Genomic DNA, 24,937 nt, shown 5'->3' with positions numbered 1-24,937 from the left:
TCAGCGGACGGATGGGGCGCCGAGCAGCGCGAGAACGCCCTCGATCGCCTGCTGGAAGGCCTGCGGGTCGTTCGCGGCGCGCGCGAGGACGTACCCGCCCTGGAGCGTGGCGACGATCGCGGTCGCCGTCGTCACCGGATCGAGCGCCGGATTCAGTTCGCCGTCGGCGACCCCTTCCGCCACGAGGGCGGCCAGGCGCTCGCGCAGCCAGCTCAGCGTCTCGGCGACCGGCGCGACCAGCATCGGCGTGGCCATCACATCCGGGTCCTGAGTCAGTCGGCCGATCGGGCAGCCCTTCATGACTTCGCGCTCGCGACGGAGATAGGCGGAGATGCGCTCCAGCGGGGTGCCCGGGCCGGACAGCACGGCACCCACGCTCGCGCGCATCTCTTCGGCGGTGCGGTCGATGGCGACGCGCGCCAGCTCCTCCTTGCCGGAGAAGTGGTGGTACATGCTGCCTTGGCCGGCGTCGGCTAGCTGCTGGATGGTCTTCGGGCTGGTCGCGACGTAGCCGCGTTCCCATAGCAGTGTGCGGGTGCTTTCGATGAGCCGTTCTCTTGTACTCACGGGGGGTAGTGTACATACCAGTAGGTACAGGGGCGACGGCTTTGGGCGGGGTCGGCCCGGAGTTCTCGCTACCGGCGGCCGGGGAAGTGCTGCTGATGTAGGGCCCTGATATAGGTCTTACCTTGCTGTCTCGGCATTCGAGACGAGGTCGCTGAGGATTCGAGTGCGGGGACCGGTACCCTTGGCTGTATGACGAGCGATTTGTCCACAATGCAAGACACTGAAGCATCGCAGGAGGACGCGCGCGGCCGTCTCCTGGAGCTCCGCGCCAGCATCGACAACCTCGACTCGGCCGTCGTGCACCTGCTTGCGGAGCGCTTCAAGTGCACCCAGCAGGTTGGTCGGCTGAAGGCCCGGTACGGTATGCCGGCGGTCGACCCCGAGCGGGAGGCCGTGCAGATCAAGCGGCTACGGTCGCTGGCTGAGGAGGCTCATCTGGACCCGGAGTTCGCGGAGAAGTTTCTGAACTTCATTATTGACGAAGTGGTGCGGAATCATCGGAACCACGCTGCGGGGCAGTAGGCGGGGTGGTTGGTGCTGGAGGGGCGGGCCGTCTGCTATCGATGGGTCTTGGTGGACGGCCGGGTTGCTTTTGTCGGACGGCCGGGCTGCTTTTGTTGGGGCGTCTGGCTTGCTGGTGCTGGTGCTGGTGCTGGTGCGGGTGCGGGTGCGGGTGCGGGTGCGGCGTGGGCTTTGGTGTTGGTGTCGGCGGCGCGTGCTATATGTACGTACAAGGGGCGATAATTTCCTAACAAAATGCCAGCATGCCCCACTCGCACACTGGGTTGCGTCGGCGGCTGCCGGTTTTCGTTAGCAAGATCGCGCGGCGGTTCAGGTTTCTGCGGCGTCGCGTTGGCGGCTGGCGGTTTGCGCGTGCACGACCGCGCGCCGGTCCGAGTCACTGCGCATGTCGTAGGCGGCAATCGTCGTGCGTGGTGGGCGCCTTGAGGCCTCCGGCGGGCGCTCTACAGCGAGGGGGCGACCCGCGCGTCCGGCGCTTCGGCGGCGGCCCGCGACTGGTCGGCTCCCTTTACGCTCGTGGTGCGCCGCGCTGTCTGCCGACGGTCGCTGCTTGTGGTCGCCAGGGTTCTGGGTCCCTCGCCGCGTCGTCGCCGTAGACGGAACCAGCCCGGTTTGGCGGAATCAAGCCGCATCGCTGTTGCTGTGGTCGCCTCTCGTTCGGCTTGACACCGCCAAACCGGGCAGGTTGGCAGAGCCCGCCGACGCGGCGAGGGACCCAGAACCAACACCCCGCATGGTCCGGTCGGACCCGACGAACCACGTGGTCGGCCAGCGCTGGCCCGTCACCATCCGCAGCTGCCGAGGCACCGGGTTCCAGCGGAACCGGCAGCTTGGCCGTATCGGCAGGCTCGTTGTCGCGCCGCTGCCGATCGTCGTGGCGGCCGCCGGCGGCCCGTCCTCATCCCGACGTCGCGTCTAGGTGCAGTCGCGTCGTGATGCGGTACCGGTCGCCGCGGTAGACCGAGTGCGCGAACTCTACGACGCGGCCGGTGGTGTCCTTCGTTGTGCGCTCGACTTGGAGTAGGGGGGCGTAGACCTCGATGTCGAGTAGTTCGGCCTGCTCCGGGTTGGCGACCGTTGGTTCCATCGTCTGTACGGCGTCGGAGACCGTGATGCCGTGCCGGTCGCGTAGGAGGTGGTAGAAGTTGCCTGATTCGACGTCGTCCGGTTTTAGGTTCGGGACCAGTGCTGCTGGGACGTCCAGGCGCTCGATCGCGATCGGTTCGCCTTCGACTAGTCGTACGCGCACGATGCGCAGGATTGGTGCGGCGGCGGTGATGTTGAATCGGGTGGCGCGTGATGGGCCGGCTGGGGACGTGCGGAACGTGACTACGTGGCTGGTCCAGTTGCCTTCCGCGGATGGGGCTGCCAGGGCTGCGGGGCCGTCCGCGCTGTCGCCGGTCAGGGCTTGGTCGATCTTGCGTGGGCTGGTGAAGGTGCCGCGGCCCTGGTGGCGGACCAGGTAGCCGGAGCGGGCCAGGTCCTGGAGTGCCGCGCGGACCGTGGGGCGGGACACCCCGAGGGCCTCGGCCAGGTCGCGCTCGGAGTCCAGGCTGGTGCCGGGGGCTGCGGTGTCGATCAGTTGCAGGAGGTGGTCGCGTACGCGGTCGCGCTTGGCGGTGGCCACTTTGCGGGCCGGGCGGGTCTCGCTGCCTGTCACATCGGACGATTCTGCCAGGTGGAGCGGCGGGCGTCTTGGGCCGTCGTTGTGGCGGGGCGTTGGTGGGGGAGTCGGGGGGAGGGGAGGCGCGGGAGGTACGGAAGTCATCGGAGCAATCGGTAGGGCGGCGCGGCCCGGGCTCAGGTCGGGCCGCGCCGCCGGTCGGGAGGGACCCGGCCGGCGGGCCAGCCTGGTCCCGGGAGGCCGGTCAGGGGCGGATCAGCTGTTCGGGACGCTGTCCGTGAAGTGCGTGCCGCCCTGGTAGTAGCCGTTGACTGTGCTCTGCACGTCGGCTGGGGACTGTGCGACGCCCTTGGCGTAGTAGACCCAGTTCACCTTCTCGTTCCAGGTGCGGGCGCCGGTGAAGGGCAGGTCGATGAACCACTCGTTGAAGTCGATGGTCATCGCCTCGCGCGGGTAGTACTTGCCGGTGCTGGAGAAGACCTGCTTGCCGTCGATGTAGTACGTGACGGTGCCGCCGTAGACCGTGGCCACCAGGGTGTGCCAGCCCTGCAGGCTGCCGATGGTGTCGTTCGTGACCCGGTCCATGGCGTCGGCGCTGTACCAGGAGGTCGTGTACATCGAGTTCGCCGGGCCGCCCCAGCCGCCGTTCGGCAGGTACTCGAAGTCGTCCTCGCTGTAGAGCGAGTTGTCGGGGGTGATGGTGTAGAACGTCTCGTTCACGTGGTCGCCGTTGGCGCCGGTGGTCGGGGCGTCGTTGAAGTAGACGCGCGCGGCGTAGGTGCCCTCGAAGAACTTCTGGTGCGTGGTGTCGATCTCGGCCTGCTTGGTGCCGGACGTGGTGCCGTCGGTGGAGGCGGTCAGATCCATGACGTGTCCGCCCTGGGCGGTGCTGTCGGCGGGGAAGCTGAACGTGTCCGCGGTCCAGGAGTTCTGCACGCCGGGGCCGCCGGCTCCGGTGCGGATCGCCCAGCCGTGCGCGCCCAGGTTCGGGTCCGACGGGCCGCTGTAGGAGAAGTCGTCGAACAGTACGCCGGACGGTGTCCCGCCGCCGCCGGAGCTCGGCGAGGTCGAGGGGCTGGTGCTGGGGGAGCTGGACGGGCTGGTCGGCGGGTTCCCGCCGGGCGCCGTGCCGGAGACGACCGATCCGTTGACCGCGAGCGTGATTGTGCTCGTCGGGCCGTATGAGGTCTGCGAGGCGTTGAACGAGTAGTCGTCGGCCTGGTCCACCGGTGCCCAGCCGGCGGCGTTCATCCGCAGCTGCAGGTCTCCGGTCGAGGCGCCGGGCGCCAGCGAGCCGCCGGTGAACCCGACCTCCAGGTAGTGGTCGGCGGTCGCGGTCGGCGAGGCCAGCGTGCCGATGGTGCCGGTGACGTTCCCGCAGCCCATCTGCGCCCATTCGCAGGAGAACTGGTACGACGGCGAGGAGTCGATGGTGAAGTAGTAGCGGATCTTCACCGTCGACAGATCGAGCGGCCCGCTGCCGGTGTTGGTGACGGTGAACCAGGGCTCGACCATGTCCGAGCCGGCCGAGCCGACGTGGTAGGCCAGCGCGGCCGGCGCGCCGGCCGCGTTCGCGGTCGTGGAGAACGCGGCCGCGGTGAGGCCGAAGGCGCCGGCGACACCGGCGGCGGCCAGCGCCGCTATCGAGCGGCGAGGGGCGGGATTGTGGCGCATCTGAAGAGAACTCCTTGTGGGGTCGGTGGCTGCCGAGGCGGTTCCCCGTGTTCACCTTGGACAGGACCATAGGTAACTTCCTGGAGCTGCTGGCGTTCAGGATGCGACCGAGCCACTGGTCTGTCAAGACCTCGTTCCGCTGTGCCCGATATGGCCATTTCTTGTGGTCACAGACGACCTTCGGTCAGTTGCTGCCGAGGCTGGGGCGTGTCAACGCGGAACCGTTGACATTACCAATGGGAAAGTGCAAGCATCCGTCGCACCTCGCTCATCTCCATCCGACAGAGCTCGAAGGAGAGGATCACCATGCGCATACGCATCTCGGCCGCCCAGGCCGCAGGCACTGTTCTCGTCCCGCTGCTGGCGCTCGGCGCCACGGCCTGCTCCAGCTCCGCGTCCGGCGGCACGTCCTCGACCGGCGGCGCGCAGCCGGCCGCGGTGGCCGGCTCCGGATCCGGCGCCGGCAAGACCCTGACCGTCTGGTACATGGACGGCGACCTGTCCACCGAGGCCCAGAAGGCGATCGACGACAAGTTCACCGCCGCCACCGGCGCCCAGGTGAAGGTCGAGATCCAGCAGTGGGACGGCATCAACACCAAGATCGCCACCGCGCTCGCGCAGGACAACCCGCCGGACGTGATCGAGATCGGCAACACCGACGTCCCGCTGTTCGCGGCGAGCTCCGGCCTCACCGACATCACCTCCGCACTCCCGCAGCTGCAGAACGGCCAGCACTGGCTGCCCGGGCTGGAGGGCCCCGCGACCGTCGACGGCAAGAGCTACGGCGCACCGCTGTTCGCGGGCAACCGCGCGGTCATCTACAACAAGAAGATCTGGGCCGCCGCCGGCATCACCACGGCGCCGACCACCTTCACCCAGCTGACCTCGGACCTGGACGCCATCAAGGCGAAGAACCCCGCGCCGGACTTCTCAGCGTTCTACTTCCCCGGCCGCTACTGGTACGGCGCGCTGCAGTTCGTCTGGGACGCCGGCGGCCAACTCGCCACCGAATCCGGCGGCAAGTGGTCCGGTGCCCTGGAGTCGCCGCAGGCGCAGCAGGGCCTGACGGCCTGGAAGAGCTTCGTCGGCAAGTACTCCTCGGCGGCCTCCCAGGACGTGGACACCACAGCGCCGGACTTCAACACCCTGTTCGCCCAGGGCAAGACCGCGACCATCCTGAACTCGAACATCAACCGGATCCTGAAGGTGGACGCGTCGCTGAAGGACGACATCGGCACCTTCCCCTTCCCCAGCGCCACCGACGGCAAGACCCAACCGGTCTTCCTCGGCGGCTCCGACCTGGCGATCGCGGCCAAGAGCAAGAACCAGTCCCTGGCCCTGGCGTACCTGAAGGCCGCGACCGACCCGAGCGTGCAGTCCTCGGCCATCGTCGGCATCGACCACTGGATTCCAGCGTCCTCCGAGGTGATCGACCAGACCATCAGCACCCTGCCGGACGTGTCGAAGGCCTTCTTCACCGCGGCCAAGACCTCGGTCCCGACCCCGGCCGTGGCCGGCTGGGCGACAGTGGAGTCGGACAAGTCCATCAACGACTTCTTCGCCGACATCGCCACCGGCCGCAAGTCCCCGGCCGACGCCGCCAAGACCCTCGACGCGCACCTCAGCCAGGCGCTGAACGCGCCCGCGCAATGAGGTTGCCGACCGCTGCGGGGGCGCCGGCCGGGTACGCCGCACCGGCCGCGCTGCCTGTGCAGGCTGAGCTGGTCACGCCGCCCGAGCTGGCTGACCTGCCCGAGCTGGCTGAGGTGGGCGCGCTGCCTGAGGTGGCCGCGCTGGCCGCGCTGCCCGAGCCAGCTGACCCGTCCGAGCTGCCTGAGGTGGCCGCGCTCGCCGAGTTGGTCACGCCGCCCGAGCTGGCTGAGGTGGCCGCGCTGCCCGCACTGCCCGAGCTCGCTGAGCCGACTGGGTTTGGTGCGCTGGCTGAGCTGTCTGTGTCGGCCGAGTCATCCGAGCGTCCCGCACCGCAGCCCCACCACCCCGAAGGAACCCACCCGTGAACGCCTCGCCCACCCCCGCGCTCCGGCGCCGGGGCGCGCCGCGGACCCGGCCCGCCGCCCCCGCCGATCCGGGGGCGGTGCCTCGCCCGCGGCGTCGTCGCCGGCAGCTTCAGCCCTACGTGCTGCTCGTGCCCGCTGTCGTTCTGCTCGGTGCGGTTGTCGGCTATCCGCTTGTGCGGCTCGGTGTCATCTCCACCCAGGGCTTCGGGCTTCGTACCCTGATCACCGGCCGTGCCACCTCCGTCGGCGGGGCCAACTACACCGCGATCCTGCATGACTCGCAGCTCGCTTCCGTCCTGGTGCGCACCGTCGTCTTTGCCGCGACGCTCGTTGCGGGCACCGTCGTCGTCGGGTTCGGTGCGGCGCTCATGCTGGTCGCCGTGGGGCGGCGGCTGCGGGTGGCGATGATGCTCGCGTTGCTCGGTGCGTGGGCCATGCCGACGGTGGCTTCGACGCTGGTCTGGCAGTGGCTCTTCCAGCCCACCTACGGTGTCGTCAACTGGCTGCTGACCCAGCTGTACGTCTTCGGCGATCTGCGGCAGCACGACTTCCTCGCCGGCACCACCTCCGGGTTCGTCGTGGTGTGGCTGCTCGTGGTCTGGATCTCCGTGCCCTTCGTCGCCCTCACGCTCTACGCGGGCCTGAGTCAGATCCCCGGCGACTACTACGAGGCCGCCGCGATCGACGGCGCCGGGTACCTGCGGCGGCTGCGCACCGTCACGCTGCCGTTCCTGCGGCCGGTGCTCCTGCTGGTCACCGTCCTGTCGGTGATCTGGGACTTCAACGTCTTCAACCAGATCTGGATCCTCACCAAGGGCGGCCCGGACGGCGCCACCACCACCATCGCGATCTGGTCGTTCACCAAGGCCTTCGCCTCACAGTCCTACGGACAGGGCGCGGCCATCGCGGTGTTCTCGGTGGTGCTGCTGGCCGTGCTGGTCGGCTGGTGGGTCCGGCGCCTGGTTCTCTCCGGAGAGGAATCGTGAGGGAGCAGTCATGAGGGAGCAGTCATGAAAGCATCGCCCCGTAACAGGGTCCTGCTGAACATTGCCGGCTGGGCGTTCGTCCTGGTCTGGGCCTTCCCGCTCTACTGGATGGTCAACACGGCCTTCAAACCGCAGCACGACATCCTCACCTCCACCCCTAAGTTCCTCCCGTTCCCGTTGACCCTGGCCAACTTCGCCGACGCCGTCGGCAAGCCGCACTTCGGCTCCTACGTCGTCAACAGCCTCGTGGTCACGCTGTCCGTGGTGGTCGTCGCGACCGTCGTCGGCTTCCTCGCCGCCTTGGCCCTGGCCCGCTTCCGCTTCGTGGGCCGGCGCGCGCTGCTCGTCACGATCTTCGGCATCCAGATGATCCCGGCCCCCGCGCTGGTGATCCCGATGTTCCTGACGATGAAGAACCTGCACCTGCTCAACAACCTGCTGTCCCTCGGCCTCACCTACACCGCGTTCGTCGTCCCGCTCACCATCTGGATCCTGCGCGGCTTCGCGCAGGGCATCCCGGTCGAGCTGGAGGAGGCCGCCGAACTCGACGGCGCGAGCCCCGGCCAGGTCATCCGGCACGTCATGCTCCCGCTGCTGGCCCCCGGCATCATCGCCACCTCGATCTTCGCCTTCATCACGGCCTGGAACGACTACATCTACGCCTACGTGATGATGAAGGACGACGCCCACTACACCCTCCCGGTGTGGCTGGCCACCTTCTCCACCAACACCGGCACCGACTACGCGGGCCTCATCGCCGGCTCGACGCTGTTCGCCGTCCCCGCCGTCGTCTTCTTCCTGATCGCGCAGACCCGGCTCACCGCCGGCATGACCGCCGGCGCCGTCAAGGGCTGAACCGGGCTGTGCCGGGATCGAACCGGGCTGAACCGAAAGGCTTTTCGTGATAATCCCCCGTCCCGCCGAGTACACCCCGCACTCCGGCGAGTTCGTCCTGGGAACCGTTCTGAACCTGGTCGCCGATCCCGGTGCCGATCGCGCCGCGGACCTGCTCGCGTCCTACCTCGGCGACCGCCCGCGCACCAACGCGGGTGCGGCGGCGCCGGTCGTCGAGCTCCGCCTGGACTCCGGCGCCCACGATCATCCGCAAGGCTACGACCTGCGCATCGACCCGGACCGCGTGCGGCTCGCGGCGTCCACTGAAGCAGGGCTCTTCAACGGCGTGCAGACCCTGCGGCAGCTACTTCCAGTCCCGGCGGCCTCCGCGGCGTCCCAGCGCTGGCCCGCCTGCCACATCCGAGACGCGCCTCGCCTCCCCTGGCGCGGCGTCATGCTCGACGTGGCGCGCCACTTCATGCCCATCGATTTCCTGCACCGCTTCGTCGACGAGATCGCCCTGCACAAACTCAACATCCTGCATCTCCACCTCACCGACGACCAGGGCTGGCGCGTCGAGATCGACGGTCTGCCGCTGCTCACCGAGATCGGCTCGACCCGCACCGAATCGATGGTCGGCCGCGCCGGATCCACCGTCTTCGACGGCGTCCCGCACTCCGGCCACTACACGCGCCGCGAACTCACCGCGCTCGTCGAGCACGCCGCCGCCCGCGGCGTCACGATCGTCCCCGAGATCGGCATGCCCAGCCACACCCGCGCCGCGATCGCCGCCTACCCGGCGCTCGGCAACCGCCCGGACGTCCGGCTCCCGGTCTGGACGTCCTGGGGCATCAGCGAGGACATCCTCGCCGTCCACGACGAAGCCCTCGACTTCTGCCGCCACGTGCTTTCCGACGTGATGACCCTCTTCCCGTCCCGCGCCATCCACATCGGCGGCGACGAGTGCCGGACCGTGCAGTGGCAGGAGAGCCCCGACGCCCGCGCCCGGGCCGCGAGCCTCGGCCTGCCGGACGTCTCCGGCCTGCTCGGCTGGTTCCTGAGCCAGATGCACGCCTTCCTGACCGAACACGGCCGCCGTGCCGTGTGCTGGAACGACGGCGTCGACGACCTCGACCCCGGCGTGGTCGCGACCGCCTGGCTGAAGCCGGAGCACGCCGCGGAGGCGATCGCCCGCGGCCACCAGGTGATCATGGCCCCGCACGAGCAGACCTACCTGGACTACCGCCAGACCGGCCACCCCGACGAGCCGCCCTCGGCGGACGACCGCGTCCTGACCCTGGCCGACGCCTACTTCTTCGACCCGCTGCCGACCGGCCTGACCGCGGTCGGAGCCGCCGCCCTGGACGACGGCTCCGGCGGGCCCGGCGTGCTGGGAACCCAGGCCCAGCTCTGGACGGAGTCCGCACCGACGACGGAGGTCGTCAGGCATCTGCTTTACCCGCGGCTGTGCGCGTTGGCCGAAGGCGCGTGGAGCGACGAACGCCGTGATCCGGCGGACTTCGCCCGACGGCTCCAGCCCCACCTGGAGCGGCTGGCGGCGCTCGGCGCGTTGCCGGCCGCTCGTCCGGCCGGCTGGGAAGGCGCTCAGTACACGCAGGGGATGCCGTTCTGAGAGTTGGCGTCGACCGCCGGGCCGCTGTCGAGCCCGCCGCCCGAGGTGCTCGCGCTGGTTGAGCCGCTCGACGGAGTGCCTGTCGAACCGCCGGTGGAACCGGTTGAGGAGCCGCCGGTCGGCGTGCTCGCGGTGAGTGTGGACTGCTTGAAATCACCGCCCACGACGACCGTGATGCCGTTCGCCGGCAGCGAGCCACTGGCGACCGGCACGGTCCCGGCGGCCATCGCCGTGGCGATCTTCTGCGCCTCGTCCTTCGCACCGGCGCCGTACTGGATGACGGTGTGCCGGACGTTGTCGTGGTTGCCGGTCTTGGTGACCGGGACGCCGGTCTTGTCCATGATGAACGAGGACACCTTCAGCGCCAGGCCGTTGCTGGGGGTCCCGTTCAGAACGGTGATGGCGTCCTTCGGCGGCGTCGGGGTGGCCGTGGTGGCCGGTGCGGTCGGTGCCGAGGACGACGGCGCCGACGAGGCGGTGGTCGGGGGCGCGACCGCCGCGTCGTTGTTGAAAGTCGAGGCGAACTCCTGCTTGATCGCGGCCGGATCGACCGTCACCGCGTCCTCGCCCTTGATCGTGATCGGTGCGCCGGTCGGCAGCGTGATGAACTCGGCGTTGCCGCCGGTCAGGTTGGACGCGCTGGCGGCGAAGTCGAGCACGTTCCAGTTGTCGTTCTTGTCGATCACGATGTCGTTCGCGACGACCTTCATCAGCGAGTCCATCTTGCCCAGGTCGCCGAACAGACCCTCACCGCGCAGCTTGGACATCACCGAGGACAGGAACGCCTGCTGCCGGTGCGTGCGGTCCAGGTCGCCGTTGATCAGGTGGAACCGCTGGCGCACGAACTGCAGCGCGGTCGCCGCGTCGAGCGTGGATATGCCGGCCGGGAGATTCAGACCGGTGCCGGCGTGGTCCTCGATCGGGTCGTAGGCCGGAGCCTTCAGGCATACCTGGATGTTGCCGATCGCCTTCACGATGTCGTAGAACCCCAGCAGGTTCACCTCGGCGAGGTGGTCGATGTGCTGGCCGGTCAGCTTCTGCACGGCGGCGATCGTCGCCTCCCGCCCGACCTCCCGGCTCTTCGCCTCCACATCGGCCTTGTTCTTGTTCCCGGCCCCGACCAGCTTGGCCTCGGCGTAGGCCTTGGCGTCGCCGTACGCCTCCTTGATCTTGCCTTTCCCGTCGTCCGGGAAGGTCGGCACCAGCGACACCGTGGACGAACCTCCCGGCCGGTCGACGTCGCTGTCGCGCGGGATCGAGTACGCCGTGACCTTCCCGCCGTTGGCCGGGATGTGCATGAAGATCAGGACGTTCGTGTTGTAACCGCCCTTCTCCGAGGACCCGGCGTGCAGCTCGTCCTCGACCAGCGATGTCGGCAGGTCGTTGCCGTTCATGTCCTTGCGCGAGTCCAGCCCGATGAGCAGCAGATTGATGTCGTTGCCCAGGTGCTTCGGGATGTAGCCGCCCTCGCCGGGCTTGGCCGCGTTGGTCGCGTTGGACGTGTGCAGGCTGTCGTTCAAGCTGCTGTTGACGTACCAGATCGAGCCGGTCGTGACGACGACAGCCGCACTGAGCGTGCAGGCCACCACCCGGCCGGCTATCACTCCCGCCGGTGGACGTTCCTTGCCGGAGCGGGGACGGCTCTGCCGGCGCCTGCCGTGTCCCGGTTCAGGAGCCCGTCGTCCCCGCTGTACCTCGTTCTCGCCATACCGGTTGTGGTCCTCGTACTCGTCGTACCGGTTGTGGTCCTCGTACCCGTCGTGCTCGTCCGGCTGCCAGTAATCAGACATGCCGCACCCCCACTTCCCGTTCCCGTAAAGCTGCCGCCCCCCGAACACCCCGATCTCAGCGATCTGATGGCCCGGGGCGGCGACAGCTTGGTCACGGCCGCGCTACAACCAGGAGGTCGTCAGCTGCGCGTGAAGGCGGAGGTGTGCTCGGCGGCCCAGGTCGTGAACGTCCTCGGCGCGGCGCCGGTGACGTCGGCGACGGTGCTGCGCACCGGCGACTCGTCCAGGTTCTCGTCGGCGTAGAAGTCCAGGAAGGCGTCGATGTAGCGCTGCGGAGTGCCGTCGGCGGCCATGGACTCGCGCGCCTGCTCGTCGGTGAGTCCCACGAAGTTCAGCGTCCGCCCCAGCACCTCGCCGACGATCGCGACCTGCTCGCGGGGGAGCAGCGCCTCGGGACCGGTGGGCAGCAGCACTTCCCCGGCGTACCGGTCGGGATCGGCGAACACAGCAGCGATCACGGCGGCCAGGTCTGCCGGGTGCAGGCAGGCCGTGGCCACATTCGGGAACGGCAGTGTCACGGTGTCGCCGTCGCGCACCTGCCCGGCCCACCGCAGCGCGTTGGTCATGAACGCCGAGGGCCGCACCACGGTGTGCGGCAGCTTTGACTCCGCCGCGGCCTGCTCGCTGCGCACCATGTACTCGGTGACGGCGTTGGACATGTCGCCGCTGCCGGCCGACACCCCCGACAACTGCACGACATGACCGATCCCGGCGTCGCGCGCCGCCGCGTACAGCCCGGGCATGTCGGCGTAGCCGGGCAACAAGAACAGCGCCTCCGCGCCGGCCAGAGCGGACGCCATCGTCGCGGGGTCGTCGAGATCGGCGACCGCGGTCTGGACGCCGTCGCCGGCGAGCCGCGCCGCGTCCGCCTCGGCGCGGACCAGGGCCCGCACCGGCATGCCCTTCGCGACCAGGGCCGAAACCAGGGACCCGCCGACGTTGCCGGTCGCCCCGGTGACCACAGTCAGAGCGCTCATCGCTTCCGCCTCCTTGTCGATCTTCTCGATGATTTCAGGCTACTGAGTATCAAGAAGTCCGCGGTCTATGTCGGCGGAACGCTGCCCGGGTGTCGGTCGTTCCACCATCGTGAACGACAACGGGGACGGCATCTATCTTCATGGCTTCACCCGCGACGGCGGGTCCATGGGCCAGTCCGGGCCCTACCCGCCGGACCAGACCGCGGGGATCGAAGAGGGTCGCAAGGCTTTGAAACGCCTCGGCGCGCGCTACGTCATCCGGGTGCGGGCCGCGACCGCCGCGGAGGCTGCCGAGCAGGCCGTGCGAGCCTTTCAGGACCCTGACACGGATACGCCGCCCGAGCCGCGGTCACTTTCCGACCGCGTCGGCCGCGTGGTAGCCATGGTCGCCATCAAGCTGACCAAGCCCTGACCGGCCTGGCCGTATCGCCTGTGAACCAGCGGCGGCCGGGGAACTGCCCAGCCAGTCCGGCGTCAATCGCCGAACCGCTGCACAGTCGATCCCCGGCCGCCGTCGCAGTGCTCTGATCTTCAGTCCGCAGCGAGTCGTCTCAGCAGGTGAGGTTCCCGCCCGGCGAAACACCGAGGACCCCGGTGATCGACTCGTAGTCGTTCACCCGGTCCTGCATCTCGCCGGTGTTGCCGCCGTTGCACTCGATGTCGTTGATGGCGCGGATGGTGGCGCCGAACCCGTTGCCGTTGACCATCGCGTCGTGGGAGGTCACGGAGCCGTTGCCGGTCCCGGTGAACCAGTACCACAGCGCGGTCTTCCACGAGGTGGCCGAGTCGGTCGCGACCAGGTTCGGGTTGTCGAGCAGGTCGATGCCGAGAGCGTTTCCGGCCGCGTAGTAGTTGAAGTTCCAGCTGATCTGCAGCGGGCCGCGGCCGTAGTACTGGTACGTGCCGGCCGGGCAGCCGTAGGACTCGCTGGCGCAGTAGTTCCCGGACTGGTCGATCTCCGAGATGTACACCAGGCCGCCGGTCTCGTGGTCGACGTTGGCCAGGAACGCCGCCGCCTCCTGCTGCTGCGTCGCGGTGCTGCCGGTGGTCGCGAACGCGGGGTACGCGCTCAGCGCGGCGACGAGACCGTCGTACGTGTAGAAGGAGTTCCGGTTCGGGAAGATCTGGTTGAACTGCGCCTGGCTGACGACGAAGCCGCCACCGCCGCCGCCACCACCCCCGCCGCCACCGCCGGAGCAGGTGTACGGCGACCAGTACCAGGTGCTGATCGTCGGGTCATAGCCGGGGTTGTCGTGGGTGGCTATGTAGAGCCCGCCGTTGGCCGTGTACGTGACGATGGCGCCGGTGCTGTAGTTCTGGCCGGCGACCCAGGCCGGGTAGCTGCAACTGCCGCCGCCACCGCCCCCGCCACCGCCGCCGGAACACGCGCCCTGATCGGCCCACACGTTCTGGCCGTTGTTGCCAGGGATATCACCCTGGGTCCACCACTTGGCAGACCAGTTGTCGCCGTTGTAGGAAGCGGTCTGCCCGCCGGTGTAGACGGCGGTCGAGCTCCACGGCGCGGCGCAGGCCGCCGCCGCGTGCGCCGGCGCCTGGGGGAAGGCGACCAGCGACAGCCCGAGCACACTGGCCAGTGCGACCAGCAGCGCGAGCAACCGGGAGCGTCCCGGTGCGTGAGTAAGGGTCATGTGCCACTCCGTTGTGTTGTGGGGGACATCGAGTGGTTCCCCTAGGAGCAAACAGAATTGGTCCAGACCAGTCAAGGGTTTGGGCCGGAATTGGTCCAGACCGGTTCGAGCGACCCTTACTCAAAATGTGCGAGCCTTGACATCGTCGGTGGCGGTAGCCTGCCTCAAGAGTGCCGCCGCCACAGAAGCAGTAAGGCGAAGCATATGAACCGCATCATGGCGCCATTGGTCCTGGTCATGTCATCCGCTGTGCTCGTTGCTTGTTCCTCCTCGGCGTCCCGTCCGGCTCCGCCGCCGGCGTCGAAGACGTCTCCTTCCGCTGCCTCTTCCTCGTCCTCTTCCGCTCCTGCGACTCAGCCCTCTGCGACAGGCGCGAAAGCTCTCGTGCTGGGCCTGCCCGACCTGCCGTACGGCTGGGCGGTCTCCGTGCTCTCCACGAACAGCTCGGTGTCGTCTCCGTGCGCGGCGCTCACCGCGGACGCGAGCAAGCAGCTGTCGGCGCAAGCCGAAGCCGACTTCCAGCAGTCGGAAGACGGCCCGTTCCTCCAGGAGATCCTCGCCACCGGACCGGAGCAGCAAGCGCACACGGTCTGGGCGTCGATCCAGCAAGCGGCGGGCAAGTGCGCCACGCCGGACTCCAACGGGGAGTCGACGACGCTGTCCACCACACAGTTCCCGTCCTATGGCGACGAGAGCTACGCGCTGCAGCTGAAGGCCGTCCGGGCGGGGGTGACGTACACCGGCGACGTCGTCGTCATCCGCAAGGGTCAGACCTTCGTCGAGGTGGCCGTGTTCGGCGTTCCGGGCATCTCGCCGGTGTCGGCGCCGCTGGTCCAGCAGATGGTCGGCAAGGCCGTGGGCAAGCTCACGTAACGGGTCTCCAGTTCCTTTAGTGGTCGCGTCGGTGCTACGGTGATCTCCGAAGTTAACGGAACCTCAGTTCCGTTAGTGATCTGGAGGTGGGACTCGTGGAATACCGACGGCTGGGTGAGTCAGGGCTCGTCGTCCCCGCCCTGAGCTTCGGCGCGGGCACGTTCGGCGGCAAGGGGGCGCTGTTCAGCGCGTGGGGCGACACCGACGCCCGCGAGGCGCGGCGGCTGATCGACATCAGCCTCGACGCCGGCGTGACGATGTTCGACACCGCCGACGTCTACTCCGACGGCGCCTCCGAGGAGGTGCTCGGCGCGGCCGTGAAAGGCCGGCGGGACCAGGTTCTGCTGTCGACCAAGGCCGGCCTGCCGGTCGGCGACGGACCGCAGGACGCGGGCACCTCGCGCTCGCGCCTGGTCAAGGCCACCGAGGACGCGCTCCGGCGGCTCGGCACCGACTACCTCGACCTGTTCCAGGTGCACGCTTTCGACGCCGGCACGCCGGTCGAGGAGACCATCTCAGCCCTCGATGATCTGGTGCGCGCCGGCAAGATCCGCTATGTCGGCGCGTCCAACTTCTCGGGCTGGCAGCTGATGAAGTCCCTGGCCGCGTCGGACCGGCTGCACGCGTCCCGCTACGTGGCCCACCAGGTCTACTACTCGCTCGTCGGCCGCGACTACGAATGGGAGCTGCTGCCGCTGGCCGCCGACCAAGGTGTCGGCGCACTGGTCTGGAGCCCCCTGGGCTGGGGGCGCCTGACGGGAAAGATCAGGCGCGGAGAACCGCTCCCGGCCGGCAGCCGTCTGCACCAGACTGCCGACTTCGGTCCGCCAGTCGACGACGAGCAGTTGTACGACGTGGTCGACGTCCTGGAGCAGCTCGCCGACGAGACCGGCGCCGCCGTCCCGCAGATCGCGATCAACTGGCTGCTGCGCCGCCCCACCGTCGCCTCCGTCATCGTCGGCGCCCGCAACGAGGAACAGCTTCGCCAGAACCTCGGCGCCGTCGGCTGGGAACTCACGCCGCAGCAGGTGGCGCGCCTGGACGCCGCGAGTGGGAAGGAGGCGCCGTATCCGTATTTCCCTTACGAGCGGCAGGAGGCGTTCGCGCGGCTGAATCCGCCGCTGGTCGGGACCCGGCGATAGCGCCCCGGTCGATCATCGCGACAGGACTTCTTCCGATCCCCGTGCAACCTCCTGCCACACTCCTTCCGTCCTAGGCGGGACATGGGAGGGGAGGGTGCTGGATGCGCCTTAGAGATGAGGCAGAGTTCAAGGAGTACGTCGCCGCGCAGTCGCTCGCGCTGCGCCGTACCGCCTATCTGATGTGCGGAGATTGGCATCAGGCTGAAGATCTCGTGCAGACCGCCCTGCTGCGGTTGTACCGGTGGTGGTCGAAGGTGCAGCGCAGCGACAGCCGCGATGCGTACGTCCGCCAGGTCCTTGTCCGCTGCCTGATCGACGAGCGGCGGCGGAGCTGGCGCCGCGAGCGGCCGTTCGCCGAGCTGCCGGAAGTCGGCCTGCACATGCGGGACGAGGACGGCGGGAGCGGTGAGGACGCAAGCTCTGGCTCCGGATTCGAGATCCGCCTCGGGACCCGCGACGAGATCTTCGCCGCGCTCGCGAAGGTGCCGCCGCGTCAGCGCGCGACGCTGGTGCTGCGCTTCTGGGAGGACATGTCCGTCGAGCAGGCGGCGCATGTGCTGGGCTGCTCGGTCGGCACCGTGAAGTCCCAGACCGCGCGCGGCCTGTCCGCCCTGCGCACGCTGCTTCAGCCGATCGCAGAACCCTCCATCAGCCGGACCGAGAAGGAGTGGGATCGATGACCGACAACCAGTACCGTGACGACCGGGTCCATGACCTGTTCGCGCAGATCGCCGACGACCCGGCCCCGCCGCTGGGCTTCACCGCCGACGGTATCGCCGACGTCGGCCGCCGCGGCGCCCGCACCCGCCGGATCGCCGCCGTCGGCGGGGCCACCGCCGGCGTCGCCGCGATCGCCGTCGCCGTCGCCGCACTGCCGGGGGCCGTGGGTACGGGGCGGGGCGTGACGAGCGGGTCTCCGAAGATCAGCCCTGCCGCCACCAGTTCCTCTTCCTCGTCGGTCGCACCGGATCCGGTCTGCGCGGCGGACGTGGCCAAGGCCGTCGTGCAGGTCGCCGGGGACCAGGGATACGAGGCGCGGAAGAGTCTGGCACTCCAGGCGTGCCCGATGCTGCGGGCGATCGGCACGGTTCTCGACCCGTCGGGCAAGCACCTGGTGGAGGCCGACATCAGCGGACTCGCGGTGCGGCCGGACATCGCGTCGACCGAGGTGGTGACCAGTGGCAGGATGCTCGGCCCGGTCGCCAACCTCTGCTACAACTACGAGGGCGCCGCCTCGACCAAGAACCAGGCCATGTGCGCCGAGCTTTCCGAGGCCTCCATCGAGGTCGTCTTCTCCTACCCCGGCGAACCGGACCCGTCCCAGCGGACCGGAGACCTGACGCTGGCCAACCGCGGGCCCGGCGCCGGCACCGGATCGACCTCCTGGATCGAGAAGAGCACCACGACTCTGAAGGACGGCTCCACCCTGACCCTCAGCGAGGTGCGGAACGGGGACCGGGTGGCGCTCAAGGCCAGGCGTGTGCTGGCCTCGGGTTCGGCGCTGACGATCGTCGCCGCGGACGGCCACGACACCACATCCGCGATCGAGCAGCCGGGGTCGGTCTACAACCCGTTCCCGTTCACGCTGGAGCAGATGGCGGCGGCGGCGAGTGTGAAGGAATACGTGCCGCTCAAGCCGTGATGTCGCACCGGGAGCGGTGAACGGCGGCACCCGGAATCGGCGGTGACTCGACTGCTGCCGGCATGGGTTCGCGTGGCATCGCGAACAACGAACAGCGCGGTGGCGCTCCCGAATCCGGGGGCGCCACCGCTGGTTGCTCTCCGGTGTCAGCCCGACAGTGGCATCGTCATCTGCGGCGACACCGGCGACGCGTCCTGATGCAGCTTGCTGACCGCGGTCCCCATCGCGAAGAACTCGATGGCGTGCTCGCCCCAGACCCAGTCGTTCTCGTGCACGGTGACCCCGACGATGCCGTCCGCGCCGACCTGGTTCCCCTCGTACTGCATGCGAGACATGGCGATCTCGCGCGCGTCGTAGACCGCCTGCGTGTACGTCCCCAGCTCGGTGTTCTGCCCGGACGCCTGAAGCGCCTGCCGGAACGTGAGGTGCGCGACGTGGTAGACGCACGTCCCGAGCACCAGCGCCCGCGGAACCCAGCCGTGCTGCCACAGCGTCCAGAAGTCCTGCCCGGACAGGTGCGACGTGAACGGCCGCCCGGCCGGGGTCCGCAGCCGCATGTCGTTGTTCTCGGCCTTCACCGCCGTCCCGATCGCGACGAACTCCATGATCTCGGCCGAGAACGCGTACCGCCGAGCCCGCACCTCGACCCCGATGATCCCGTCGGCGCCCAGCATGTCGGCCTCAGCCTCCATCCGAGCCATCGCCAACTCCCGCGCGGTGTACATCGCCTGCGTCAACACCGTCAGCTCCTGACTGGTGTTCCACCGCGCCGGCTGGATCCCGATGTGGTAGATGCTCGTCCCCATCACCAGCCCGACCGGTGCGAACCCGGCCTGCGTCGCCAGCACGAACTCGTTCACCGACAAGTCGGACGTGAAGCACGGCCGGCCCTGCTGCGACTGCGCGAGCCGTCCCCTGGCCGAGTCCGGAAGCGGCTGCTGTTGCTGGGATATCGGTCCGTTCTGCTGGGCCATGGTTCTCTCCTCCGGTACTCGCCGTGTGGTGGTGTGACCGGACTATGCTTCGCCAGCGCTTGAACACTGTGGAATCTGTGTTGAGCGATCTAGAACATCGTGTGGTCGTTCGCCGCCGTGGCAGGAACATCCTGCACGACATCCCAGTGCTCGACGATCTTCCCGTCGCGCACCCGGAAGGTCTCGGCGACTGCTTGGCCGAGGTCTCCCGGGTTCGCCTGGTAGTGATACCGCACGGTGACGTAGTCGCCCTGCGCCATCACCATCTCGCTCGACACCACCGCCTTCGGGTGCGCGGCGGACTGGGTCTTGTAGGCCGCCGCTACCGCTGCGGACCCGTTGGGCAGGTTGGGATCGTGTTGGTAGAGGTTGTTCGCGAGATAGCGCCCGATCACCGACGGGTCGTGCTTCTTGTAGAGCCCGTCGAAGTACGCGTTGACGATCTGCTCGCTGCGTCGGGTGGACGCCGCGGGGTCGGGCAGGTCGGTGCGCGGGCTGCTCAGCGTCGAGTACAGGTCGTTGCCGCTCGCGGTCTTCGCCGGCACCAGCTGGATCACGTCCCAGTGCTCGGCCAGCTTGCCGTCCTTGACCCGGAAGGTGTCGACGATGTCCGCGAAGCTGACACCAGGGGACTGCTGGTAGTCGTTCATGATGCTGATCAGGTCGCCCTGGGCGATGACCCGGACGAGCAGGTTGCGCGGCTGCGGATTCTGACTCGCGCGCCAGTCGATGTACGTGCGCAGCCCCTGCGGGCCGTCGCTCAGCGTCGGGTTGTGCTGGATGTAGGTGGGGCTGACGTACTGGGAGATCACCGAGGAGTTGTTCGAGTACAGCAGCTGCTCGAACATGTAGGTCGTCAGCGCCTCGTTGATCGCCGTCGTCTCGTCACCGGTGCCGGAGCGATGCGCGGAGCCGGCTGCGGCCGACGGAGCCGCGGCGGCGGTCACCGCCAAGGCGCCGACCAGCAGTGCGCCGGCGGATCCTGCCGCGGTGAGCCGGGAGAACTTGCGTGAAGCCATGGTCGTGGGAAACCTTCCTGGGACGTGGATGTGGGGCTGGTGGAAGTGGACTGATGGATGGGGACTACCGGCCCGATCGCAGGCCGGGGGTGAACAGGACCTTGCCCGAGCGGCCCGGACGCTGCGCGTGCGCGAGGGCGTCCTGGAACTGCTCCAGCGAGTACGTCGCCTCGACCGCGACGCTGAAGACCCCCTGCTTCAGCAGGTCGAACAGCTCGCTGTAGACCTGCTCCCGCTCCTCGCGCGAGGCGTCGCGCACCCAGTTCAGGACGAGGAACGCGCGCAGCGAGACGCCCCGGAACATCAGGTCGGGCAGCGGGAGCGTGGGAGCCTGCCCGGTGATCGAGGTGAAGACCACGACGGACCCGCCGGATTCGACGGTGCGCACCAGCTCGGCCACCTGCGCCGAGTCGCCGGTGCCCTCGAACAGCACCCGCAGCCGGGCCTGGCCCAGCGCCTCCAGCGCGCGGTCGCCGAGGCCGTCGCCGTCGATCAGGACCAGGTCGGCACCCAACTGCTCCACCTGCTCGGCGACCTCCTGGCGGCGCACGACCGCCAGGACCTTCAGGCCGGCGTGCTTGGCCAGCGGGATGAGGTTCTGGCCGACGGCCGAGTTGGCCAGGTTCATTCCGATCCAGTCGCCGGGCTGGAAGGCGGCGAAATCGCGCAGCAGCAGGTACGCCGTCGCCGAGTTGATCGGCAGCATCGCCAGCTGCGGCGGGTCGGCGTCGTCGGGGACCGGTACGACGTACTCGGCCGGCACGACAATGCGCTCTGCCCATGTCCCGTACTGGAACGTCGGCAGGAGCAGCACGCGGCGCCCGACAAGCGCGGCGTCGACGCCGGGCCCGGCCTGCACCACCCGCCCGACCCCCTCGCCACCGAGCCCGCTGGGGACCCGCGGCTGCACCGCGAACCAGCCGGCCGCGAACAGCACGTCGGAGGGGTTGATCGGAGCCGCCTCGACCTCGACGAGGACGTCGCCGGCGCCGGGTACCGGGTCGGGGTTGTGGGCCAGGGCGACGGTCTGAGCCAGGTCGCCGCCGACCGCGGAAAGGATGATCTCGGACATGACGTGCACCTTCGGCATCGTGGAACGGCGGTAATGGACTAACGCCGATTGACGCTTACCGTTCTAGCACGACGATCGCCCGCCGCGTAAGGGGCTTTTGAAAATAGACCTTGTCGCCTACCATGAGGACATGGTCAGCAGCGGAACTCCGAAGCCCGCGGTGCAGGTCCCGCCCGCCGCGGCGGCGCTCGTGGACCTGCTCAACTCCCGGCCGCACGCCACGCCGCTGCTGCCGGACACCCTGCAGGACGCCGCGTCGTCCGGTGATCTGCTGCGGCCGTTCGGCCAGCCCGAGGGCGAGTCGCCGCCGCCGGAGCGGATCGCGCAGCTCAAAGTCCTGCGTTCGGACCTGATGGACCTGGTCGGCGGCCCGGAGGGACAGGGCGGGGAGCAGGCGTGGGCCAGGCTGACCGAGCACGCCTCAGACGTCGACCTCCGCCAGTCCTTCACCCCGTCCGGCGAGGTGCGCCTGCGGCAGGTCGGCGGCGACCCGGTCGTCGGCGCCGTCATCCTGGCCGTCGCGCAGTTGGTCGCCGACGGCGCCTGGTCGCGGATCCGCGCCTGCGCCAACGCGTTGTGCAGCCACGTCTTCTACGACACGACCCGCAGCCGTACCCAGCGCTGGGACTCCTACGAGACCTGCGGCAACCGCACCAACGTCGCCGCCCACCGCGCTCGCGCGCGCAGCCGTGCGTCGGCTACCTGAGCGGCGTCTTCCTGAATCGCGCCTGAATCAAGACGCAGCAGGCCGCTGCAACAGCCGGTCGAAGACATTGCTGAAGAAGGCATCGAACGAGGCCCCGCTGCGGCTGGTCCGAGCCGCGAGAAGAGCTCCCTCCCAGGCGGTCATCACGAACAGCGCGGTGGTCTGCGGATCCAGGCTCTGATCGACGTCGCCGAGACGCACCGCGTCCGCCAACGCTCCGGCCAGAGCCTCGCGCCAGTAGGTGAACCCCTGCTGGACCTGCTCGCGCAGCACCTCGCTGTGGTCGCTGATCTCCGCTCCGAAGTTGCCCAGCAGGCACCCGCGGGAGTACTCGTAGCCCTCCTGCTCCGCGCGCAGGAACTCGAAGTGGCTGCGCAGCCGGGTCAGGGGAGCGACCGACTCGTCGGCGAGGTCCTCCAGCCGCCTGGTCTGTCCGTACAGATCCAAGATGGTGACGGCGAGGGCTTCCTTGCTCTCGAAGTGGTTGTAGAACGAGCCCTTCGGGACGCCGGCGGCGTCCGTGATGTCCTTGACGCCCGCCGCGTTGTAGCCGTGCGTGTGGAACCGCTCCGCGGCCGCGTCGACGATCTGCGCTCGCATGCTCTGCCTGGCCATTGATACCTCCGGTCTCCAATATGGCCGCTCGTCTTGATCCGTGTCAACCCAGGTCCGCCCGGTTGACGGAATTCAAGACGACCGGTCATCATGAAAAAGTCCGGTGGGTTCGCCGGCTCCCTCCACACCTAGGAGTTCTCATGTCTGTCTACCGAGCAGTGCAGGTCAGCGGCTCACGCAGCTTCGCGGCGGTCCAGCGCGAGGCCGAGGAGCCGGGGCCCGGCTTCGTCCGCCTGCGGGTCGAAGCCTGCGGCGTATGCCACTCCGACGTGTTGGCCGTCGAAGGGCTGCGCGCGGACCCGTCCGTCCCGGTCGTTCCCGGGCACGAGATCGTCGGCGTGATCGAGGCGGTCGGCGAGCAGGCGGGCAGCTGGCAGGTCGGCGACCGCGTCGGCGTGGGATTCCTCGCCGGCCACTGCGGGGAGTGCGACTCCTGCCGCCGGGGCGATTTCGTGTACTGCCAGAACCAGCAGCAGACCGGTACGACGGTCGACGGCGGCTACGCGGAGTCCGTGATCGCCAAGGCGACCGGTCTCGTGCGGATTCCGGAGGGCCTGTCCTCCCACGAAGCCGCGCCTCTGCTGTGTGCCGGACTGACCACCTTCATGGGGCTGCGCGCGATCGACGCCGCGCCCGGAGCGCTCGTGGCCGTGCAGGGCATCGGCGGCCTGGGCCATCTCGCGCTCCAGTACGCGGACAAGCTCGGCTACCGTGTCGCGGCCATCGCGCGCGGCGCTGCGAAGGCGGAGCTGGCGTACTCGTTCGGAGCCGACCACTACATCGACAGCAGCGCGCAGGATCCGGGAGTGGCGCTGCAGGAGCTCGGCGGCGCGGCGGCCGTGATCGCCACGGCGTCCTCCGGCGCCTCGATGAGCCCTCTGATCCCGGGGCTGGCGCTGCGCGGTCGGCTGGTCGTCCTCGGCGCCTCGGACGACCCGATCTCGGTCCAGACCTCAGATCTGATCTTCGGCGGCCGCAGCATCGTCGGCAGCCTCACCGGCACGCCGAGCGACAACGAGGACAACCTGCGCTTCTGCCTGGCCCAGGGGATCCGGCCGATGACGGAGCTGATGCCCTTGGCGGAGGCGGCGAAGGCCTACGAGCACATGATGTCCGGGCAGGCCAGGTTTCGCGTGGTTTTGGACGCCGCCGTCTGAGACGGCTATCTCACTGCGTGGCGGGTGCCTGGACGGCGCCGAACGAGCTTTGGTCGAGCCAGTCGCCGAGCGCGGTGTAGGCGTGCTCGCGGACCTCGGGCAGCGAGAGGAAGACGTCGTGGCGTGCGCCGGGAACCGTCAGCAGTGTGTACCGACCGCCCAGGCACGGCGTCCGCCCCGCGATCTGCTCGACGTCCAGAACCAGGTCGGCGCGGTCGCTGAGGTCCGAATACCGGCGGGAGAAGTGCGTGCGGTCGGACCTGAGCACCAGCGTCGGCACGCTGCCCAGATCGAGGCCGCGATGCAGGCGGGCATGGCCGCGCCGGATCGCGTTCAGCCAGCCGAAGGTGACCGGAAAGCCCGACAGGGGCTTGAGTCCGAGGTCGAATTCCCACTCGCCGGTGCCGCTGCAGTGCAGCGTGGCGCCGTACACGCCGGGGAGCTGTTTGAGTGCGCGGAAGGGGGCGACCTTCGCCAGGACGCGCAGGGCCTGGGTCAACACCGCGCGGCGCGCCGCCGGATAGATCTGGAGATCGAACCACGGACTGTTCAGCGCCATGCCGGCGACCGGAGCCACGCCGCCGTTCGCGCGTCGCCGGTCCAGCCACAGCGGCAGGATCAAGCCGCCGGTCGAGTGCGCCGCCAGGAGAACCGCGGCTCCGGGGTGCTCCTCGCCGATCACCGCGACGGCGCGTTCGAGCTCCTGGTCGTAGTGCGCCAGGTCCGACACGTAGTGCGCCGTCTGCCCCTCGCGCAGCGCTCGGCCGCATTTGCGCAGGTCCAGAGCATAGAACGCGAGGCCGCGGGCCGCGAAGAAGTCCGCGAGGTCCGTCTGGAAGAAGTAGTCGGCGAATCCGTGCACGTACAAGACCGCGCCGTGGACGACTTCACCCTCGCGCGGATCGCGCCGCACGAGCACCGCGGTGACGGCGCCCTCGCCGTCCGGGTCGGGGCCGAGCTCGAACACCTGCTGGTGATAGCCGGCCAGCCGGTCTGGCGTCCACTGCGACATTGGCTCGTCCTCCGCACGAAAGCTGTGAGAACGGCAGAGTAGTGGTCCGGCGTGAAGCGAGCGAGGATGCGGGGTGTCAGCTGCCCTGAGGCAGCCTCTTAGGGAATCCGCGCGTCGTGCTGCTGCGCGGCCTCCCGCACCTCGTCGGTCAGCTCGGCTTCCTTCACCGGCCGCACCGACGTGAAGTGCCGGCCGACCGGACAGTACTGGAGCCGTACCGTTCCGAGCCGGACCGCCTTGAGCGACGCGCCGGGAATCCAGATCGTCGTGAACAGGTGGCCCGCACGGCACCGCACCACCGTCTTCAAGCCGACGGCATAACCGCGCTTGCGCATGTAGGCCGTCTCCAGGGCGATCGTCCCGGCGACGAATACGAGGGTGCGTAGCAGGCGCTTCTTCGGCTGGCCTTCGCAGGACGCGCGCGTCTTCTTCGGCATAAGCCCAGTGTGCA

At 69.1% G+C, this 24,937-nt stretch carries 25 protein-coding genes; 13 read left to right on the top strand and 12 right to left on the bottom strand.

The window, feature by feature from the left end:
- Positions 1-567 carry a TetR/AcrR family transcriptional regulator gene (locus ABH935_RS33715; protein ID WP_370382001.1) on the bottom strand — a complete coding sequence of 189 codons (567 nt, stop codon included), beginning with the start codon at positions 565-567 and terminating at the stop codon, positions 1-3.
- 189 nt (positions 568-756) lie between these two features.
- Here ABH935_RS33715 and ABH935_RS33710 point away from each other — a divergent pair, with 189 nt between their 5' ends.
- Positions 757-1,089 (top strand): chorismate mutase, encoded by a 333-nt coding sequence (locus tag ABH935_RS33710; protein ID WP_370382000.1) that lies wholly within the window; start codon positions 757-759, stop codon positions 1,087-1,089.
- An 898-nt stretch (positions 1,090-1,987) separates the two neighbouring features.
- Here ABH935_RS33710 and ABH935_RS33705 read toward each other — a convergent pair.
- Positions 1,988-2,749, bottom strand: a complete 762-nt coding sequence (locus ABH935_RS33705; RefSeq protein WP_370381999.1) for a GntR family transcriptional regulator — start codon at positions 2,747-2,749, stop codon at positions 1,988-1,990.
- Positions 2,750-2,968: 219 nt separating this feature from the next.
- On the bottom strand, positions 2,969-4,387 hold the full coding sequence (locus ABH935_RS33700) for a cellulose binding domain-containing protein (RefSeq protein ID WP_370381998.1): 1,419 nt from the start codon (positions 4,385-4,387) through the stop codon (positions 2,969-2,971).
- A 306-nt stretch (positions 4,388-4,693) separates the two neighbouring features.
- On the opposite strand from ABH935_RS33700, the gene ABH935_RS33695 reads away from it, so the two are divergent.
- The 5 genes from ABH935_RS33695 to ABH935_RS33675 are packed head-to-tail and all read left to right on the top strand — an operon-like array spanning position 4,694 to position 9,858.
- Positions 4,694-6,040 carry an extracellular solute-binding protein gene (locus tag ABH935_RS33695; protein WP_370381997.1) on the top strand — a complete coding sequence of 449 codons (1,347 nt, stop codon included), beginning with the start codon at positions 4,694-4,696 and terminating at the stop codon, positions 6,038-6,040.
- Positions 6,037-6,405 carry a hypothetical protein gene (locus ABH935_RS33690; RefSeq protein ID WP_370381996.1) on the top strand — a complete coding sequence of 123 codons (369 nt, stop codon included), beginning with the start codon at positions 6,037-6,039 and terminating at the stop codon, positions 6,403-6,405. Before ABH935_RS33695 ends, ABH935_RS33690 begins: the two co-directional genes overlap by 4 nt.
- Positions 6,402-7,391: a carbohydrate ABC transporter permease gene (locus ABH935_RS33685; RefSeq protein ID WP_370381995.1), complete on the top strand. Its 990-nt coding sequence runs from the start codon at positions 6,402-6,404 to the stop codon at positions 7,389-7,391. Before ABH935_RS33690 ends, ABH935_RS33685 begins: the two co-directional genes overlap by 4 nt.
- A gap of 24 nt (positions 7,392-7,415) precedes the next feature.
- Positions 7,416-8,246, top strand: a complete 831-nt coding sequence (locus ABH935_RS33680; RefSeq protein WP_370381994.1) for a carbohydrate ABC transporter permease — start codon at positions 7,416-7,418, stop codon at positions 8,244-8,246.
- Between the two features lie 46 nt (positions 8,247-8,292).
- Entirely contained in the window at positions 8,293-9,858 is a 1,566-nt protein-coding gene (locus ABH935_RS33675) for a beta-N-acetylhexosaminidase (protein WP_370381993.1), read from the top strand.
- Here the strand turns inward: ABH935_RS33675 and ABH935_RS33670 are convergent.
- Together ABH935_RS33670 and ABH935_RS33665 are read right to left on the bottom strand one after the other, a co-directional pair.
- Positions 9,831-11,648, bottom strand: coding sequence for an LCP family protein (locus ABH935_RS33670; RefSeq protein ID WP_370381992.1), 1,818 nt, complete (start codon positions 11,646-11,648; stop codon positions 9,831-9,833). The genes ABH935_RS33675 and ABH935_RS33670 overlap by 28 nt on opposite strands.
- Positions 11,649-11,767: 119 nt before the next feature.
- Entirely contained in the window at positions 11,768-12,625 is an 858-nt protein-coding gene (locus tag ABH935_RS33665) for an NmrA family NAD(P)-binding protein (RefSeq protein ID WP_370381991.1), read from the bottom strand.
- Positions 12,626-12,692: 67 nt separating this feature from the next.
- On the opposite strand from ABH935_RS33665, the gene ABH935_RS33660 reads away from it, so the two are divergent.
- Positions 12,693-13,037 (top strand): hypothetical protein, encoded by a 345-nt coding sequence (locus ABH935_RS33660; protein WP_370381990.1) that lies wholly within the window; start codon positions 12,693-12,695, stop codon positions 13,035-13,037.
- Positions 13,038-13,176: 139 nt separating this feature from the next.
- On the opposite strand, the gene ABH935_RS33655 is transcribed toward ABH935_RS33660, so the two are convergent.
- Positions 13,177-14,274 (bottom strand): glycoside hydrolase family 19 protein, encoded by a 1,098-nt coding sequence (locus ABH935_RS33655; RefSeq protein WP_370381989.1) that lies wholly within the window; start codon positions 14,272-14,274, stop codon positions 13,177-13,179.
- A 384-nt stretch (positions 14,275-14,658) separates the two neighbouring features.
- Between ABH935_RS33655 and ABH935_RS33650 the strand changes: the two genes are divergently transcribed.
- The 4 genes from ABH935_RS33650 (at position 14,659) to ABH935_RS33635 (ending at position 17,931) form a co-directional block, all read left to right on the top strand.
- Positions 14,659-15,147 (top strand): hypothetical protein, encoded by a 489-nt coding sequence (locus ABH935_RS33650; protein WP_370381988.1) that lies wholly within the window; start codon positions 14,659-14,661, stop codon positions 15,145-15,147.
- Positions 15,148-15,242: 95 nt separating this feature from the next.
- Entirely contained in the window at positions 15,243-16,289 is a 1,047-nt protein-coding gene (locus ABH935_RS33645) for an aldo/keto reductase (RefSeq protein ID WP_370381987.1), read from the top strand.
- Between the two features lie 101 nt (positions 16,290-16,390).
- Positions 16,391-16,969, top strand: a complete 579-nt coding sequence (locus ABH935_RS33640) for a SigE family RNA polymerase sigma factor (protein ID WP_370381986.1) — start codon at positions 16,391-16,393, stop codon at positions 16,967-16,969.
- Positions 16,966-17,931: a hypothetical protein gene (locus tag ABH935_RS33635; protein ID WP_370381985.1), complete on the top strand. Its 966-nt coding sequence runs from the start codon at positions 16,966-16,968 to the stop codon at positions 17,929-17,931. Before ABH935_RS33640 ends, ABH935_RS33635 begins: the two co-directional genes overlap by 4 nt.
- A 146-nt stretch (positions 17,932-18,077) precedes the next feature.
- On the opposite strand, the gene ABH935_RS33630 is transcribed toward ABH935_RS33635, so the two are convergent.
- From ABH935_RS33630 to ABH935_RS33620, 3 genes are all read right to left on the bottom strand, one after another.
- On the bottom strand, positions 18,078-18,905 hold the full coding sequence (locus ABH935_RS33630) for a heavy metal-binding domain-containing protein (RefSeq protein ID WP_370381984.1): 828 nt from the start codon (positions 18,903-18,905) through the stop codon (positions 18,078-18,080).
- 89 nt (positions 18,906-18,994) lie between these two features.
- Positions 18,995-19,924 (bottom strand): nuclear transport factor 2 family protein, encoded by a 930-nt coding sequence (locus tag ABH935_RS33625; protein ID WP_370381983.1) that lies wholly within the window; start codon positions 19,922-19,924, stop codon positions 18,995-18,997.
- 64 nt (positions 19,925-19,988) lie between these two features.
- Positions 19,989-20,996, bottom strand: coding sequence for a zinc-dependent alcohol dehydrogenase family protein (locus tag ABH935_RS33620; RefSeq protein WP_370381982.1), 1,008 nt, complete (start codon positions 20,994-20,996; stop codon positions 19,989-19,991).
- A 130-nt stretch (positions 20,997-21,126) separates the two neighbouring features.
- Here ABH935_RS33620 and ABH935_RS33615 point away from each other — a divergent pair, with 130 nt between their 5' ends.
- Positions 21,127-21,702 carry a CGNR zinc finger domain-containing protein gene (locus ABH935_RS33615; RefSeq protein WP_370381981.1) on the top strand — a complete coding sequence of 192 codons (576 nt, stop codon included), beginning with the start codon at positions 21,127-21,129 and terminating at the stop codon, positions 21,700-21,702.
- A 27-nt stretch (positions 21,703-21,729) separates the two neighbouring features.
- On the opposite strand, the gene ABH935_RS33610 is transcribed toward ABH935_RS33615, so the two are convergent.
- Positions 21,730-22,317 (bottom strand): TetR family transcriptional regulator C-terminal domain-containing protein, encoded by a 588-nt coding sequence (locus ABH935_RS33610; RefSeq protein ID WP_370381980.1) that lies wholly within the window; start codon positions 22,315-22,317, stop codon positions 21,730-21,732.
- 140 nt (positions 22,318-22,457) lie between these two features.
- Here ABH935_RS33610 and ABH935_RS33605 point away from each other — a divergent pair, with 140 nt between their 5' ends.
- Positions 22,458-23,474 (top strand): alcohol dehydrogenase catalytic domain-containing protein, encoded by a 1,017-nt coding sequence (locus tag ABH935_RS33605; protein WP_370381979.1) that lies wholly within the window; start codon positions 22,458-22,460, stop codon positions 23,472-23,474.
- Positions 23,475-23,484: 10 nt separating this feature from the next.
- Here ABH935_RS33605 and ABH935_RS33600 read toward each other — a convergent pair whose 3' ends face one another.
- Positions 23,485-24,486, bottom strand: a complete 1,002-nt coding sequence (locus tag ABH935_RS33600; RefSeq protein ID WP_370381978.1) for an alpha/beta hydrolase — start codon at positions 24,484-24,486, stop codon at positions 23,485-23,487.
- A gap of 98 nt (positions 24,487-24,584) precedes the next feature.
- On the bottom strand, positions 24,585-24,923 hold the full coding sequence (locus ABH935_RS33595) for a hypothetical protein (protein ID WP_370381977.1): 339 nt from the start codon (positions 24,921-24,923) through the stop codon (positions 24,585-24,587).
- Positions 24,924-24,937 lie beyond the last annotated feature (14 nt).

Origin of the sequence: Catenulispora sp. GAS73 (genome assembly GCF_041262085.1) — a bacterium.
Lineage (GTDB): Bacteria > Actinomycetota > Actinomycetes > Streptomycetales > Catenulisporaceae > Catenulispora.
Note: the sequence above shows the minus strand (reverse complement) of the source record. Positions and strands in the feature narration are given on the sequence as shown.

What these genes read in the sequence shown, in the direction of transcription:
- ABH935_RS33665 (WP_370381991.1), bottom strand. Translation starts at nt 12,625, where the DNA reads ATGAGCGCTCTGACTGTGGTCACCGGGGCGACCGGCAACGTCGGCGGG.
- ABH935_RS33710 (WP_370382000.1), top strand. Translation starts at nt 757, where the DNA reads ATGACGAGCGATTTGTCCACAATGCAAGACACTGAAGCATCGCAGGAG.
- ABH935_RS33625 (WP_370381983.1), bottom strand. Translation starts at nt 19,924, where the DNA reads ATGGCTTCACGCAAGTTCTCCCGGCTCACCGCGGCAGGATCCGCCGGC.
- ABH935_RS33605 (WP_370381979.1), top strand. Translation starts at nt 22,458, where the DNA reads ATGTCTGTCTACCGAGCAGTGCAGGTCAGCGGCTCACGCAGCTTCGCG.
- ABH935_RS33620 (WP_370381982.1), bottom strand. Translation starts at nt 20,996, where the DNA reads ATGTCCGAGATCATCCTTTCCGCGGTCGGCGGCGACCTGGCTCAGACC.
- ABH935_RS33635 (WP_370381985.1), top strand. Translation starts at nt 16,966, where the DNA reads ATGACCGACAACCAGTACCGTGACGACCGGGTCCATGACCTGTTCGCG.
- ABH935_RS33630 (WP_370381984.1), bottom strand. Translation starts at nt 18,905, where the DNA reads ATGGCCCAGCAGAACGGACCGATATCCCAGCAACAGCAGCCGCTTCCG.
- ABH935_RS33600 (WP_370381978.1), bottom strand. Translation starts at nt 24,486, where the DNA reads ATGTCGCAGTGGACGCCAGACCGGCTGGCCGGCTATCACCAGCAGGTG.
- ABH935_RS33680 (WP_370381994.1), top strand. Translation starts at nt 7,416, where the DNA reads ATGAAAGCATCGCCCCGTAACAGGGTCCTGCTGAACATTGCCGGCTGG.
- ABH935_RS33700 (WP_370381998.1), bottom strand. Translation starts at nt 4,387, where the DNA reads ATGCGCCACAATCCCGCCCCTCGCCGCTCGATAGCGGCGCTGGCCGCC.
- ABH935_RS33690 (WP_370381996.1), top strand. Translation starts at nt 6,037, where the DNA reads ATGAGGTTGCCGACCGCTGCGGGGGCGCCGGCCGGGTACGCCGCACCG.
- ABH935_RS33615 (WP_370381981.1), top strand. Translation starts at nt 21,127, where the DNA reads ATGGTCAGCAGCGGAACTCCGAAGCCCGCGGTGCAGGTCCCGCCCGCC.
- ABH935_RS33595 (WP_370381977.1), bottom strand. Translation starts at nt 24,923, where the DNA reads ATGCCGAAGAAGACGCGCGCGTCCTGCGAAGGCCAGCCGAAGAAGCGC.
- ABH935_RS33695 (WP_370381997.1), top strand. Translation starts at nt 4,694, where the DNA reads ATGCGCATACGCATCTCGGCCGCCCAGGCCGCAGGCACTGTTCTCGTC.
- ABH935_RS33610 (WP_370381980.1), bottom strand. Translation starts at nt 22,317, where the DNA reads ATGGCCAGGCAGAGCATGCGAGCGCAGATCGTCGACGCGGCCGCGGAG.
- ABH935_RS33640 (WP_370381986.1), top strand. Translation starts at nt 16,391, where the DNA reads ATGCGCCTTAGAGATGAGGCAGAGTTCAAGGAGTACGTCGCCGCGCAG.
- ABH935_RS33660 (WP_370381990.1), top strand. Translation starts at nt 12,693, where the DNA reads ATGTCGGCGGAACGCTGCCCGGGTGTCGGTCGTTCCACCATCGTGAAC.
- ABH935_RS33670 (WP_370381992.1), bottom strand. Translation starts at nt 11,648, where the DNA reads ATGTCTGATTACTGGCAGCCGGACGAGCACGACGGGTACGAGGACCAC.
- ABH935_RS33655 (WP_370381989.1), bottom strand. Translation starts at nt 14,274, where the DNA reads ATGACCCTTACTCACGCACCGGGACGCTCCCGGTTGCTCGCGCTGCTG.